The organism is Buttiauxella sp. (assembly GCF_035271705.1).
Taxonomy (GTDB): Bacteria; Pseudomonadota; Gammaproteobacteria; order Enterobacterales; family Enterobacteriaceae; genus Buttiauxella.
Window position 1 is genome coordinate 1 of sequence record NZ_DATERI010000205.1, and the last position, 13,904, is coordinate 13,904.

General features: G+C 51.1%; 14 protein-coding genes and 1 other RNA gene. 11 read left to right on the top strand and 4 right to left on the bottom strand.

Annotated features, from left to right (window positions below; all coding sequences use genetic code 11):
• Positions 1 to 99 precede the first annotated feature (99 nt).
• The 3 genes from mscS (at position 100) to VJY99_RS18140 (ending at position 2,570) form a co-directional block, all read left to right on the top strand.
• Positions 100 to 954, top strand: coding sequence for a small-conductance mechanosensitive channel MscS (gene mscS, locus VJY99_RS18130; protein WP_324120966.1), 855 nt, complete (start codon positions 100 to 102; stop codon positions 952 to 954).
• A gap of 140 nt (positions 955 to 1,094) precedes the next feature.
• Positions 1,095 to 1,730, top strand: coding sequence for an arginine exporter ArgO (argO, locus tag VJY99_RS18135; protein ID WP_324120968.1), 636 nt, complete (start codon positions 1,095 to 1,097; stop codon positions 1,728 to 1,730).
• A 108-nt stretch (positions 1,731 to 1,838) separates the two neighbouring features.
• The gene (locus tag VJY99_RS18140; RefSeq protein ID WP_324120970.1) at positions 1,839 to 2,570 is read left to right on the top strand and encodes an oxidative stress defense protein; all 732 of its coding nucleotides are present in this window, start codon (positions 1,839 to 1,841) and stop codon (positions 2,568 to 2,570) included.
• A gap of 82 nt (positions 2,571 to 2,652) precedes the next feature.
• Here VJY99_RS18140 and argP read toward each other — a convergent pair whose 3' ends face one another.
• Positions 2,653 to 3,552, bottom strand: coding sequence for a DNA-binding transcriptional regulator ArgP (argP, locus tag VJY99_RS18145; RefSeq protein WP_064543613.1), 900 nt, complete (start codon positions 3,550 to 3,552; stop codon positions 2,653 to 2,655).
• A 167-nt stretch (positions 3,553 to 3,719) separates the two neighbouring features.
• Between argP and rpiA the strand changes: the two genes are divergently transcribed.
• Together rpiA and serA are read left to right on the top strand one after the other, a co-directional pair.
• Entirely contained in the window at positions 3,720 to 4,379 is a 660-nt protein-coding gene (gene rpiA, locus VJY99_RS18150; RefSeq protein WP_324120972.1) for a ribose-5-phosphate isomerase RpiA, read from the top strand.
• Between the two features lie 280 nt (positions 4,380 to 4,659).
• Positions 4,660 to 5,898 carry a phosphoglycerate dehydrogenase gene (serA, locus tag VJY99_RS18155; protein ID WP_324120973.1) on the top strand — a complete coding sequence of 413 codons (1,239 nt, stop codon included), beginning with the start codon at positions 4,660 to 4,662 and terminating at the stop codon, positions 5,896 to 5,898.
• Between the two features lie 114 nt (positions 5,899 to 6,012).
• Here the strand turns inward: serA and VJY99_RS18160 are convergent, their stop codons facing one another.
• The 3 genes from VJY99_RS18160 to zapA all read right to left on the bottom strand — a co-directional run bounded on the left by VJY99_RS18160 (position 6,013) and on the right by zapA (position 7,189).
• On the bottom strand, positions 6,013 to 6,609 hold the full coding sequence (locus tag VJY99_RS18160) for a 5-formyltetrahydrofolate cyclo-ligase (protein ID WP_324120975.1): 597 nt from the start codon (positions 6,607 to 6,609) through the stop codon (positions 6,013 to 6,015).
• 25 nt (positions 6,610 to 6,634) lie between these two features.
• Positions 6,635 to 6,818: non-coding RNA, 6S RNA (ssrS, locus tag VJY99_RS18165), on the bottom strand.
• A 41-nt stretch (positions 6,819 to 6,859) separates the two neighbouring features.
• Entirely contained in the window at positions 6,860 to 7,189 is a 330-nt protein-coding gene (zapA, locus tag VJY99_RS18170; protein WP_324120977.1) for a cell division protein ZapA, read from the bottom strand.
• Positions 7,190 to 7,357: 168 nt separating this feature from the next.
• Between zapA and VJY99_RS18175 the strand changes: the two genes are divergently transcribed.
• From VJY99_RS18175 to gcvH, 6 genes are all read left to right on the top strand, one after another.
• Positions 7,358 to 7,936, top strand: coding sequence for a YecA family protein (locus VJY99_RS18175; protein ID WP_324120979.1), 579 nt, complete (start codon positions 7,358 to 7,360; stop codon positions 7,934 to 7,936).
• Positions 7,937 to 7,960: 24 nt separating this feature from the next.
• On the top strand, positions 7,961 to 9,277 hold the full coding sequence (gene pepP, locus VJY99_RS18180; protein ID WP_324120981.1) for a Xaa-Pro aminopeptidase: 1,317 nt from the start codon (positions 7,961 to 7,963) through the stop codon (positions 9,275 to 9,277).
• Positions 9,274 to 10,452, top strand: a complete 1,179-nt coding sequence (gene ubiH / locus VJY99_RS18185; protein ID WP_324120983.1) for a 2-octaprenyl-6-methoxyphenyl hydroxylase — start codon at positions 9,274 to 9,276, stop codon at positions 10,450 to 10,452. The genes pepP and ubiH overlap by 4 nt, the downstream gene beginning before the upstream one ends.
• Positions 10,453 to 10,614: 162 nt before the next feature.
• On the top strand, positions 10,615 to 11,817 hold the full coding sequence (gene ubiI, locus VJY99_RS18190; protein ID WP_324120985.1) for an FAD-dependent 2-octaprenylphenol hydroxylase: 1,203 nt from the start codon (positions 10,615 to 10,617) through the stop codon (positions 11,815 to 11,817).
• A 523-nt stretch (positions 11,818 to 12,340) separates the two neighbouring features.
• A complete protein-coding gene (gene gcvT / locus VJY99_RS18195; RefSeq protein ID WP_324120987.1) occupies positions 12,341 to 13,438 on the top strand; it encodes a glycine cleavage system aminomethyltransferase GcvT in 1,098 nt (365 codons plus the stop codon).
• A 23-nt stretch (positions 13,439 to 13,461) separates the two neighbouring features.
• The gene (gene gcvH / locus VJY99_RS18200; RefSeq protein ID WP_324120989.1) at positions 13,462 to 13,851 is read left to right on the top strand and encodes a glycine cleavage system protein GcvH; all 390 of its coding nucleotides are present in this window, start codon (positions 13,462 to 13,464) and stop codon (positions 13,849 to 13,851) included.
• The last annotated feature ends 53 nt before the right edge of the window (positions 13,852 to 13,904 follow it).

The following is a 13,904-nucleotide window of genomic DNA, read 5'->3' on the forward strand; positions in this document are numbered from 1 at the left end:
GTTTTGTGACTAAGTTGGCATATTCGTCTGTTTTGTTTACTCTTTAAAGTCTCTGCTGTGCCCTAGGGCGCAGAATTTGGTAATGACAAGGAACAGCGAATGGAAGATCTCAACGTAGTAGACAGTATTAATAATGCCGGAGGCTGGTTGGTGCGCAACCAGGCGTTACTGCTGAGTTATGCGGTAAACATTGTGGCGGCGATTGCGATTATTATTGTCGGGATGATCGTGGCTCGCATGGTGTCCAACACGATCAACCGCGTGATGGTGGCGCGTAGTATTGATGCCACTGTGGCTGATTTCCTTGCCGCTCTGGTGCGTTATGGCATCATCGCCTTCACGTTAATTGCCGCGCTGGGACGCGTTGGCGTACAAACTGCGTCAGTCATTGCGGTGCTGGGTGCCGCAGGTTTGGCAATTGGCCTTGCACTACAAGGTTCGCTCTCGAATCTGGCTGCAGGCGTACTGCTTGTCACCTTCCGCCCATTCCGTGCTGGGGAATATGTGGATCTCGGGGGAATTGCGGGTTCTGTGCTTAATGTGCAGATTTTCTCCACGACGTTACGCACTTTGGATGGCAAAATTGTCGTCGTGCCAAACGGTAAAATTATCGCCGGAAATATAATTAACTTCTCCCGCGAACCGGTGCGTCGTAACGAATTCATTATCGGCGTGGCATACGATGCCGATATCGACCAGGTTAAGCGGATTTTGACTGACATCATCACCAGTGATGAGCGAGTGCTGAAAGACCGCGATATTACTGTTCGACTCAATGAACTTGGGCCTTCTGCTATTAACTTTGTCGTGCGTGCCTGGAGCAACAGCGGTGATCTGCAAAACGTCTACTGGGATGTGCTGGAACGTATTAAAAAAGAGTTTGATGCCAAAGGGATAAGTTTCCCTTACCCGCAAATGGATGTGAATTTCAAACGCACGAAAGAAGCTGCGTAAGCGTGATTTTCCAGGGCCAGTTTCGGCTGGCTCAAGCATTATTAGCCATGCTTATAAACCATTAAAATTATCCATTTCCTCTAATAATTTTTCCCCATTAAACTCTTCTTCAATGGCTAAATATTGAAGAGTGAATCATCGTGTTATCTTACTTTTTTCAAGGTCTTACATTTGGTGCGGCGTTAATTATACCCCTCGGACCGCAAAACGCTTTTGTCATGAACCAGGGGATCCGTCGTCAATACCATCTGATGATTGCCTCGCTGTGCGCCATCAGCGATTTGCTGCTGATATGCGGTGGGATTTTTGGGGGGAGCGCGCTGCTGATGCAATCACCCTGGCTGCTGGCAATGGTGACCTGGGGTGGCGTGGCATTTTTACTTTGGTACGGTTGGAATGCACTGCGCACGGCTTTGAGCAGCAGCGTGGAACTGGCCTCAGCGGAAGTGGTGAAACAAGGGCGCTGGAAAATTGTCGCCACTGTGCTGGCGGTCACTTGGCTAAATCCGCACGTTTATCTGGATACTTTCGTCGTGCTGGGCAGCCTCGGCGGGCAACTGGCTGATGAACCAAAGCGCTGGTTTGCTTTGGGGACGATGAGTGCATCGATTCTTTGGTTCTACGGCCTGGCGCTTCTCGCCGCCTGGCTTGCACCACGCCTGCGTACCGCTAAAGCACAGCGTATAATTAACGGTGTCGTCGGGTTGGTGATGTGGGTTATCGCATTACAGTTGGCGTCGGATGGGGTTCGCCATATTTCTTCGCTGATGGGCTAATTCGCTTTAATCCGATAGACAAGTTACCATTACAAGCTAAGCTTTCTGCCAGACGTCCGTGTTATTTGCGAACGTAATGGTAGTGGAATGTTGCATGGAGGTATTACAGTGAAGTTGAAAACCCTGGCATTAGCTGCTTTTGTGGGATTAGGTTCGGTTCCGGTGTTGGCCGATGAGTTGCCAAATGGTCCGCATATTGTGACATCCGGCACCGCAAGCGTGGATGCTGTACCTGACATTGCCACGCTCGCTATCGAAGTCAATGTGTCAGCTAAAGATGCGGTATCAGCTAAGAAACAAGCTGACGATCGTGTTGCACAGTATCTGACCTTCCTGCAGGAAAGTGGTGTTGAGAAGAAAGATATCAACGCCGCCAACTTGCGCACCCAACCAGAATATGAATACCTGAAGGACGGCAAAACACAGCTGAAAGGCTATCGTGCTGTGCGTCAGGTTGATGTCACGCTGCGTAAACTCGACAAAATGAACGAGTTACTTGATGGTGCACTGAAAGCGGGTCTTAACGAAATTCGTTCAGTATCGCTTGGTGTTGCCAATCCAGAGCAATATAAAGATAAAGCGCGTAAAGCGGCTATCGACGATGCAACTCGCCAGGCAAAACTGTTAGCTGAAGGCTTTAACAGTAAGTTGGGTCCGGTATATAGCGTGCGTTATCATGTTTCTAACTATCAGCCAGCGCCGATGGTGCGGATGATGAAAGCCGAAGCGGCTGCACCGGTTTCTGCTCAAGATACCTACGATCAGCAGACTATTCAGTTTGATGACCAGGTCGATGTGGTGTTTGAACTGGGAACTGATCCGGCTCCGGCTGCACAGTAAATCATTGATATCTACGGTGGATGACGCAGGCGCTTACCCACCGTAGATAACAGAAAGGTCGCTATAAATGAGCGACCTTTTTTTATTCAGCGTCCTGTCGCAACACCTTATGCCCATATTCCAGCAGCGCGTCTGTGACATTGCGCATCATACGGCTTTCTGGTGCAAAGCGGTGCCAATACAGCATACGGCGTTGCATCAAGCCAGGTGTCAGGTCAATCAACTCGCCGTTTTTCAGTTCTCTTTCGATTTGCAGATGTGGGATCATGCAGCATGTCGTGCCCTGACGCGCTAATTGGACAAACGCTTCCGATGAGTTAACGATGTGGCATGGAACGCTACCCGGCGATAAATCGAAATTCTGTTGCAAGAATGCCTGGTGCATATCGTCGAGATGGTCGAACGCCACGGCAGGCGCTTTCAGCAATGCCGAACGCGTGACGCCGTTGGGGAAATAACGCGCCGCAAAGTCTTTCGAACCGACAAACAGATAATCCAGCGCGCCGAGCCTATCGACCAGGCAACTTGGCAACGGCTGCGGCTGAATGGACACTGCGCCAACCACTTCACCACGGCGCAGGCGTTCTTGAGTACGGGTTTCATCTTCAACCTGAAGATTCAGACGAATAGGGGAGTCAGCCAGAACAGGTGCTAAAGCTGGCAGCAACCAGGTTGCCAGGCTGTCGGCGTTGACCGCAAGTGACAGCAGCAGCGGCGTAGAACCGGTTTGCTCATCGCCCAACCACTCTTCTTCAAGCAATTCGACCTGACGTAATAATGCCAGCAACTTTTGCCCTTGCTCGGTTGGACGAGGGGGAACTGTGCGCACTAACAATGGCTGGCCGAACATATTTTCCAATTGCTTAATACGTTGCGAGACGGCGGATTGAGTAATACAGAGTTTTTGTGCTGCGCGCTCAAAACCTCGTTCACGAATCACTGCATCCAACGCCTGTAGCGTTCTATAGTCCGGGCGTTTCATTGTGGTTTGCTAACTCCTGTTTTTGTTATGGCTGCACTATGACATAAATTTGTCGCTGATCCAGACCCAATCCGCAAAGTTCGTCTGAGTTCTGCGCCAATCCCGGGACATTTTTTTGCAGCTTGCACTATAATGCGCGTCAGTTTTCACAGCACAGGCAAATAACCATGACGCAGGATGAACTGAAAAAAGCAGTCGGCTGGGCAGCATTACAATACGTGCAACCTGGCACTATCGTTGGTGTGGGTACCGGCTCAACCGCCGCGCACTTTATTGATGCTCTCGGGACTATCAAACATCAGATTGATGGCGCTGTTTCTAGCTCCGACGCTTCCACCGCCAAACTGAAGAGTCTTGGGATCACGGTTTATGATCTCAACGAAGTCGATACTCTTGCTATCTATGTCGATGGTGCCGATGAGATTAACGGCCAGATGCAAATGATTAAAGGCGGCGGTGCTGCACTTACCCGTGAAAAGATCATCGCGTCTGTTGCGGAAAAGTTTATTTGTATTGCTGATGCCTCTAAGCAAGTGGGGATCCTGGGTAATTTCCCACTGCCAGTGGAAGTGATCCCAATGGCACGTAGCTGTGTGGCTCGCGAGCTGGTTAAACTGGGCGGCCGCCCTGAATACCGCCAGGGTGTAGTGACGGATAACGGCAACATCATTCTCGATGTGTACGGCCTCAGTATTGCAGAGCCTATCGCGTTGGAAAATGCGATTAACGGTTTGCCAGGGGTCGTCACCGTGGGGCTGTTTGCTAACCGTGGTGCAGATGTTGCGTTGATTGGCACTGCTGATGGCGTGAAAACCATTGTGAAATGATCTGGTTGGGGCGTGGCATACGCCCCAAATCCGCATAAAAAATGACAAATTAATATAACGGCAAATTTGGTGACATATGTCACATTACTAACAACTACTTGTTATTCATTCCTGGTTCTCTCTCCTGCTCAGAGTTTTGTGCTGTATACAGCGACTTATTCCTTTGTTACTTAGCTGACTGCGCAATCGTTTATATTGCCCCGCCCGTAATTTTTGATATTTTGGCAGAAGGGTGTCTTATTACACAGCACAACATCAGTACTAAAAATAGGGTCGGGAAATGGCAAAAGTATCACTGGATAAAGACAAAATTAAATTCCTGCTGGTGGAAGGCGTACACCAGAAAGCCGTGGATAACCTTCGCGCAGCAGGCTATACCAACATCGAATACCATAAAGGCGCGCTGGACAGCGATGCCCTGAAAGAGTCAATCCGTGATGCGCATTTCATCGGTCTGCGTTCCCGTACTAACTTAACTGAAGATGTTCTGGCAGCGGCTGAAAAGCTGGTGGCTGTGGGCTGTTTCTGTATTGGTACTAACCAGGTTGATCTGGATGCAGCGGCTAAACGCGGCGTGCCAGTGTTTAATGCTCCGTTCTCTAACACGCGCTCTGTCGCTGAACTGGTTATTGGCCAACTGCTGTTACTGCTGCGTGGCATTCCAGAAGCGAATGCTAAAGCACACCGTGGTATCTGGAATAAGCTGGCGGTTGGCTCTTATGAAGCGCGCGGTAAAAAACTCGGCATTATTGGCTACGGCCATATCGGGACTCAGTTGGGTATTCTGGCTGAATCGCTGGGGATGCACGTCTATTTCTACGATATCGAGAACAAACTGACTCTGGGTAACGCGACCCAGGTTCAGCATCTTTCTGACTTGCTCAATATGAGCGATGTAGTGAGCTTGCATGTGCCTGAGAACGCATCGACCAAGAATATGATTGGTGCAAATGAACTGGCATTAATGAAGCCGGGTTCGTTACTGATTAACTGTGCACGCGGTACAGTGGTAGATATTCCTGCTCTGTGTGATGCGCTGGCAAGTAAGCATCTGGCGGGTGCCGCTATCGACGTATTCCCAACCGAGCCTGCAACCAACAGCGATCCATTCATTTCGCCACTGTGCGAGTTTGATAACGTGATCCTGACTCCGCACATTGGTGGTTCAACTCAGGAAGCACAAGAGAACATCGGTCTGGAAGTGGCTGGCAAGCTGGCTAAATATTCCGATAACGGTTCTACGTTGTCTGCGGTTAACTTCCCTGAGGTTTCTCTGCCGTTACACGGTGGAAGCTCCAGCCGTTTGTTGCACATTCACGAAAACCGCCCAGGTATTCTGACCGGACTGAACCAGATTTTTGCCGAGCAGGGCATCAACATCGCTGCACAGTATCTGCAAACGACTCCGCATATGGGTTATGTCGTTATTGATATCGATGCGGAAGAAGATGTTGCTGAAGCTGCGTTGAAATCGATGAAGGCGATTCCTGGGACTATCCGCGCTCGTCTGCTTTACTAACTCCAGTTTGTGGGAGCCCATCAGGGCTCCTTCTTTACACCGGCTTTAGTACGTCTGACAGGGTAACCTGGTGGATGGAAGTGACTCCGGTCATCATCATTATCCCTATTGAGGCTACCATTCCCAAATTCTCGACGGTGTCACTACCGCAGGCAAAGGGATATCCCACTCTTCAGCAGGGAGTGCCGGAACGTGCTGGCAATCATGTGCCAACCCAACCGGCCAGACACCATGCTGCTGCCAGTTCTGCAACGTGCGGTCATAGAAACCGCCCCCCATTCCTAACCTTTGCCCTTGTTCATCGAACGCCACTAACGGTGTGATAAGCACGTCCAGCCTATCCAGCGGTAAAACGGCACGTACATCAAGCTTTGGTTCGAGGATTTTCAGACGGTTCATCACTAAATGGCTATTTTGCGCATAACGCAGAAACAGCAAATGACCTTTACTGAAAGGATGCAGTACGGGGAGGTATACCGTTTTACCGGCTCGCCATAACGCACTAATCAGCGGCGTGGTATCCAGTTCGCCATCAAATGACAAAAACAGAGCGACCGTGCTTGCGTCGGATACGGGTTGATAAGCCAGCATTCGTTCGGCTGCAAGATGAGCAAAGTGTTGTTGTTCAGTTGGGGTAAGCGCACGGCGTCGTTGCCGAATTTGTTGTCGAATTTCCTGGCGTAGCGATGGGATTAGATGAATTTTCGTCATGGTGATGACTGGTTGGTAGAAAGAGGGAATCTCCGAGATGCCGCCACAGGCTGTAACCCTTGAACCCTTGGTTCAAGGTGAATGCAGCGTCACTGTCATCAGGCTTCTCGGACGGACCGAGCATGCTCACAAACGGTGGAGCACCACATTCTTGTGGTATGAAATATCGGCTCAGGGGACTGGCCCGCATGCAAACATCTCAGAGAAATTTGGTCTTCAAAGTCACTCTACCATAGGTAACTGTGAAGTGTTATTCAAAATTTGGACCCTGTCTTTCTGTTATGCGACCTTGCTCAAGCAACGCTTGTTCGATGGTCTGCTGTAACATCCGAATACGCTCTTCCATATTGGCTGCGTAGTCACGGGTTTTCGACTTTTCTTGAGTCAACTCATAACAAATGTTGAGTGCTGCGATGAAAACTAGCTGCTCAGTATTTGTGACTCTAGTGCGAACTTTTAAATCTTGCAACCGCTGATTAAGCTCTTCCGCCGCATGATTTAGTGCATCCTGTTGTTCAGGCGGACAATTCACGCGCAATGAACGACCGAAAATTTGGATATCGACTGGTTGTGCAGACATGCCACCTTCCTGCTGTTAACTCGCCGGCCTCTCGCTAACCTGTGCCAGGTTCCGAAAGGGGCGCCACTATAGCTATCCCGAAATGAAGATACAAGCCCTTTTCTGGTGCCTCGAGGTCCCTGGTGGTAGCATAACATGAACTATCCCAGCCAACGATGGCGAATGCGCATGTCTATACAGAACACTCTGCCTGACTACGACTTAGTCGGCCAACTATTGAACCAACAGGGCGTGGGCCTCACGGCCTCTGAAATGCATGGCTTAATCAGCGGAATGCTGTGCGGCGGCAACAAAGACACCACCTGGCAACCGCTGTTGCACGACTTGACCAACGAAGGCTTAGCCTTTGGTCAAAACCTTGCCGACACCCTGCGCCAGATGCATGGTGCAACCAGCGATGCGCTGGAAGACGACGGATTCTTGTTCCAGCTTTATCTTCCTGAAGGCGACGAAGCGACGGTATTCCACCGTGCTGACGCGTTGGCCGGCTGGGTAAACCATTTCCTGCTGGGTCTTGGCGTAACGCAACCCAAGCTCGATAAAGTCACTGGCGAAACCGGCGAAGCAATCGACGATTTGCGTAACATTGCGCAATTGGGCTACGACGAAGACGAAGATCAAGAAGAGTTGGAAATGTCGCTCGAAGAGATTATCGAGTACGTGCGTGTTGCAGCGTTGCTGTGCCATGACACCTTTACTCGCCCTGTACCGACTGCGCCAGAAGTCCAAAAGCCAACGCTACACTAATAAAAATAAGCTTCAGGAGGTGTAATGAATCAGCACGAATTTCTCCGGCGCCGCCAGGCGTTGTTAGCCAAAATGGCTCCGGCAAGCGCCGCGCTCATCTTTGCTGCTCCCGAGGTAACACGCAGTGCAGACAGTGAATATCCGTATCGCCAGAACAGCGATTTCTGGTACTTCACAGGTTTTAATGAACCAGAAGCTGTACTGGTACTGATTAAAAGCGATGAAACCCACAACCACAGCGTGTTGTTTAATCGCCTGCGTGATAAAACCGCTGAAATCTGGTTTGGTCGCCGTCTTGGACAGGAAGCGGCACCCGAAAAACTAGGTGTAGACCGCGCGCTGGCGTTTTCTGAAATCGGTGGGCAACTGCATCAACTGCTGAACGGTCTTGATGTTGTCTATCACGCGCAAGGTGAATATGCCTACGCTGACGGCATTGTGTTTGCCGCACTCGACAAATTACGCCGTGGTTCTCGTCAAAATCTCACCGCTCCCGCAACGCTTACTGACTGGCGTCCGTGGGTTCACGAACAGCGCCTGTTCAAATCGGAAGAAGAAATTAAAGCGCTGCGTCGCGCCGGGGAAATCACTGCACTTGCACATACCCGAGCGATGGAAAAATGCCGTCCCGGGATGTTTGAATATCAGCTCGAAGGCGAAATTCTTCACGAATTTAACCGCCATGGCGCGAGATTCCCGTCTTACAACACGATTGTAGGCAGCGGCGTAAACGGCTGTATTTTGCATTACACCGAAAACGAGAGCCAAATGCGTGATGGCGATTTGGTGTTGATCGACGCCGGTTGCGAATACCAGGGCTACGCAGGCGACATCACCCGCACCTTCCCGGTAAACGGCAAATTTAGCGCACCGCAGCGGGCGATTTACGACATTGTGCTCGAATCACTGGAAACCGCACTGCATCTTTACCGCCCTGGCACATCAATGCAGGAAGTCACCACGCAAGTGGTACGCATTATGGTTACAGGCCTGGTGAAGCTCGGCATTCTTAACGGTGAAGTCGATAAATTAATTGCTGAAAACGCGCACCGTCCGTTCTTTATGCATGGCCTGAGCCACTGGCTGGGGCTGGATGTTCATGATGTCGGCGTTTACGGCCCGGATCGTTCGCGCCTACTGGAGGCCGGTATGGTGATTACGGTTGAACCCGGTTTGTATATTGCGCCCGATGCGGATGTTCCCGCCGAGTACCGTGGTATTGGGATTCGTATTGAAGACGATATTCTCATCACCGCGAACGGAAACGAAAACCTGACCGCCAGTGTTGTGAAATCGGCAGATGACATCGAAGCGTTAATGGCGGCGGCACGTCAGCCATGAGCGTGATTATCGTCGGCGGCGGTATGGCTGGGGCAACGCTTGCGCTGGCTATTTCCCATTTAACCCACGGCAAGTTGCCGGTTCATTTAATTGAAGCGACCGCCCCTGATTCTGCAGCACATCCCGGTTTTGATGCGCGAGCCATCGCATTGGCCCACGGGACTTGCCAGCAGTTGACGCGCATTGGCGTGTGGCCTGCAATCAAAGACTGCGCGACCGGAATTACATCTGTTCATGTCAGCGATCGCGGTCATGCCGGATTTGTCACGCTGGAAGCCGAGGATTACCAGATCCCGGCATTGGGGCACGTTGTGGAATTGCACGATGTCGGGTTGCGTTTATTCGCCATGCTGCGTAAAGCCCCTGGCGTGACATTGCATTGTCCGCAGCGCGTCGCTTCTTTTACTCGTGAAAGCGATAAAATCAGCGTTCAGCTTGATGACGGTAAACTTATTGAAGGCAAATTGCTGGTGGCAGCAGACGGTTCCCGTTCGTCGCTCGCCACACAGTGTGGTATCACCTGGCAGCAACAGGATTACCGGCAAGTGGCGATTATTGCCAATATCGCCACCTCGCAACCCCACAACGGGCGTGCGTTTGAGCGTTTTACCGAACACGGCCCACTGGCGATGTTGCCGATGTCTGATGGGCGCTGTTCGTTGGTGTGGTGCCATTCGCAGGACGCACAGGCTGATATCGCACAGTGGGATGATGAACGGTTCTGCAATGAGTTGCAGCAGGCGTTTGGCTGGCGGCTCGGGCGAATCACCCATGCAGGCACACGCGCGCAATATCCTCTGGCACTCACGACGGCGACACAGTCGGTTTCGCACCGTGTGGCGCTGGTGGGCAATGCCGCGCAGACCCTTCATCCGATTGCCGGGCAAGGTTTTAATCTTGGTCTACGCGATGTGATGTCGCTGGCTGAGAATTTGGCGACGGCGTATGACTTATCTCAGGATATGGGGAGTTACGCGGTTTTGGCTGAATATCAACAGCGCCGTAGTGACGATAAAATGGCGACCATCGGTGTGACGGATGGGTTAGTTCAACTGTTTGCTAATCGTTGGGCTCCGCTGGTCGTCGGGCGTAACCTGGGGTTGATGGCAATGGGACATTTTACCCCAGCACGTGATGTGCTGGCGGGGCGTACGCTTGGCTGGGTTGCGCGTTAAAATCTGTCACCCGCCTTATTTATTTGCCATTTTCACCCGGGAATGTGCTCGAAATCCTCACGTACTTTAGTACGCTCCGGTTTCTCCGCGCACTCCCAAGACAAACTGGCTGCAACATATACGCCTGGTGAGCAGGTTTAAGAATGTAAAAGGAGAGTCAATTTGCAAAGCGTTGATGTGGCTATTGTTGGTGGTGGCATGGTTGGACTGGCTGTTGCCTGTGGCCTGCAAGGGTGTGGTTTGCGTGTTGCGGTACTGGAGAACCACTTGCCGCAGCCGTTGGCACCTGAATCTGCGCCAGCATTGCGTGTCTCGGCCATTAATGCCGCTAGCGAGAAATTGCTGACCCACCTTGGCGCGTGGCCAAAAATCATCGCCAGCCGTGCGAGTTGTTATCACGGCATGGAAGTGTGGGATCAAGACAGCTTCGGGCATATTGCATTTGATGATAAATCATTCGGTTTCAGCCACCTTGGCCACATTGTCGAAAATGCGGTGGTTCATCATGCGTTGTGGCAGCGCGCTGAGCAGTGCAGTGATGTCACGCTGCTGGCTCCAGTCGAATTGCAACAAGTTGCGTGGGGTGAAAACGAAGCTTTTATTACGCTCAAAGATGGCGCAATGCTGACCGCGCGGTTAGTGGTCGGGGCTGACGGCGCTAATTCATGGCTGCGTAATCAAGCCGATATTCCGCTCACTTTTTGGGACTATCGTCACCATGCGCTGGTTGCCACCATTCGTACTGCTGAACCCCATCAGGCGGTTGCCCGTCAGGTTTTCCATGGCGACGGTATTCTGGCTTTCTTGCCGTTAAGCGACCCGCATTTATGCTCGATTGTCTGGTCACTTCCCCCGCTGGAAGCCGAACGACTGCAACAGTCGAGTACTGAAGCATTTAATCAGGCGCTGTCTGTCGCATTCGATATGCGCCTTGGTCTGTGTCATGTTGAAAGTGAACGTCAGGTTTTCCCGCTGACAGGCCGCTACGCGCGTAATTTTGCCGCGCACCGATTAGCACTGGTTGGCGATGCAGCCCATACCATTCATCCGTTGGCCGGGCAGGGCGTGAATCTTGGTTTTATGGATGCCGCAGAACTGATTGATGAAGTCCGACGTTTGCATCGTCAGGGCAAAGACATCGGGCAGCATTTGTACCTGCGCCGTTACGAGCGCAGCCGTAAACACAGTGCGGCAATGATGCTTGCCAGCATGCAGGGTTTCCGCGACCTGTTTGCCGGAAACCACCCGGCGAAGAAACTGCTGCGTGATGTTGGCCTGAAACTGGCGGACACCCTCCCTGGAGTCAAATCGCAACTGGTTCGCCAGGCGATGGGTTTGCATGACCTCCCAACCTGGCTGCGATAAATACACGTCTACTTCAAGCTGCAGCCGTGTTGGCTGCACTCAGTTCCCCCAGCCGCTGACTTTATTAAGCTCCTGGGGATGCCTGAGCTGGCCGCCTCGCTCCATCTCGAATTATTTAGAGCCTCCAATGTGAATGTGATCACATACCCTCATTTGAATTATTCTAATCTCACCCACTATCTCGGATTACTTTTTCTCATCTCTCATTTTTATTGATGCAGTGAATTTGTTTCTGAAATGGTCATAAATGTTAGCTAACGCTAAATTGTGACTTAAACGCTTCTTGTTTATGCGTGGTTACTCGCATTTTTTCAGTCAAATACTCTGCATCATTCGCTCCTGATTTTGGTCATAAGCTAATGCAATGACCGTTTATCCCTTATGGTTTACGCCCCCATTCAATGGTAAGTTCAGACAAAAGGTAACGTTTGCGTCGCTATCGGGAGCGGTGGCGATGTTGGGTTTCGTCTGACGAAAAGAAAAGCGAATAACGCTTTTCCACCAGATGGTTAAAGAGGAAAAAATGACTCAAAAGACCCCTTTATTTGAACAGCACAATCTCTGCGGTGCGCGAATGGTAGATTTCCATGGCTGGATGATGCCATTGCACTATGGGTCGCAGATTGATGAACACCATGCGGTGCGCACCAACGCGGGTATGTTTGATGTATCACACATGACGATTGTTGACCTTAAAGGCAGCCGTACCCGCGAATTCCTCCGTTACTTAGTGGCAAACGACGTTGCCAAACTGACCCAGCCGGGTAAAGCCCTCTACACCGCAATGCTCAATGCCTCCGGCGGTGTTATCGATGACCTGATTATCTATTTCCAGACTGAAGACTATTTCCGCCTGGTGGTGAACTCCGCCACCCGTGAAAAGGATTTGGCCTGGATTAATCAACACGCTGCACCTTTCGCTGTTTCTGTCACTGAGCGTGATGATCTGTCGCTGATTGCTGTTCAAGGGCCAAACGCCCAGACAAAGGCTGCGCAACTGTTTACTGAAGAACAACGCAATGCCGTTGCTGGTATGAAGCCATTCTTTGGTGTGCAAGCGGGCGACCTGTTTATTGCGACTACCGGCTATACCGGTGAAGCCGGTTATGAGATAGCCATGCCCAATGAAAAAGCGGCCGATTTTTGGGCCCAGCTTGTCAAAATTGGTGTGCAACCTTGCGGGCTGGGTGCGCGCGACACGCTGCGTCTGGAATCAGGTATGAACCTGTATAGCCAGGAAATGGATGAAACCGTTTCTCCCCTGGCCGCCAACATGGGATGGACCATCGCCTGGCAACCAGAAGACCGGAATTTCATTGGTCGTGAAGCACTGGAATACCAGCGTGAGAAAGGAACCGACCAGCTCGTGGGTTTGATCATGACGGAAAAAGGCGTATTACGTAATGAGTTGCCTGTTCGTTTTGCTGATGAGTCTGGCAACATTCATGAAGGTGTTATCACCAGCGGGACTTTCTCGCCGACGTTGGGTTATAGCATTGCATTGGCTCGTGTTCCTGCGGGCATTGGTGAAACGGCCATTGTGCAAATCCGTAACCGAGAAATGCCGGTAAAAGTCACTAAACCTATTTTTGTTCGCGGCGGTAAAGCTGTCGCGCAGTGAATTTCGAAATCAGGAGAAAAACAATGAGCAATGTGCCGAATGAATTGAAATACAGCAAAGAGCATGAGTGGCTGCGTAAAGAAGCTGATGGTACTTACACTGTCGGTATTACTGAGCATGCACAAGAGTTGCTGGGCGACATGGTGTTTGTTGACCTGCCAGAAGTGGGCTCAACAGTGAGCACTGGCGATGATTGCGCGGTGGCTGAGTCGGTAAAAGCGGCATCGGACATTTACGCACCAATCAGCGGCGAAATCATCGCCGTGAACAGCGAATTGAGCGATGCGCCAGAATTGATCAATAGCGAGCCGTATACCGCAGGTTGGATCTTCAAAATCAAAGCCAGCGATGAGTCTGAACTGGACGATTTGCTGGATGCGACGGCATACGAAGCATTACTCGAAGACGAATAAATTCCATTCATCCTTCGTGTTGCTGGGGTGTTGGCGTCGCTCAAACACCCCAG

Coding starts and splice junctions, on each gene's coding strand:
- mscS (WP_324120966.1), top strand. CDS start 100: ATGGAAGATCTCAACGTAGTAGACAGTATTAATAATGCCGGAGGCTGG.
- argP (WP_064543613.1), bottom strand. CDS start 3,552: ATGAAACGCCCGGACTATAGAACGCTACAGGCGTTGGATGCAGTGATT.
- rpiA (WP_324120972.1), top strand. CDS start 3,720: ATGACGCAGGATGAACTGAAAAAAGCAGTCGGCTGGGCAGCATTACAA.
- serA (WP_324120973.1), top strand. CDS start 4,660: ATGGCAAAAGTATCACTGGATAAAGACAAAATTAAATTCCTGCTGGTG.
- VJY99_RS18160 (WP_324120975.1), bottom strand. CDS start 6,609: ATGACGAAAATTCATCTAATCCCATCGCTACGCCAGGAAATTCGACAA.
- zapA (WP_324120977.1), bottom strand. CDS start 7,189: ATGTCTGCACAACCAGTCGATATCCAAATTTTCGGTCGTTCATTGCGC.
- VJY99_RS18175 (WP_324120979.1), top strand. CDS start 7,358: ATGTCTATACAGAACACTCTGCCTGACTACGACTTAGTCGGCCAACTA.
- pepP (WP_324120981.1), top strand. CDS start 7,961: ATGAATCAGCACGAATTTCTCCGGCGCCGCCAGGCGTTGTTAGCCAAA.
- ubiH (WP_324120983.1), top strand. CDS start 9,274: ATGAGCGTGATTATCGTCGGCGGCGGTATGGCTGGGGCAACGCTTGCG.
- gcvT (WP_324120987.1), top strand. CDS start 12,341: ATGACTCAAAAGACCCCTTTATTTGAACAGCACAATCTCTGCGGTGCG.
- gcvH (WP_324120989.1), top strand. CDS start 13,462: ATGAGCAATGTGCCGAATGAATTGAAATACAGCAAAGAGCATGAGTGG.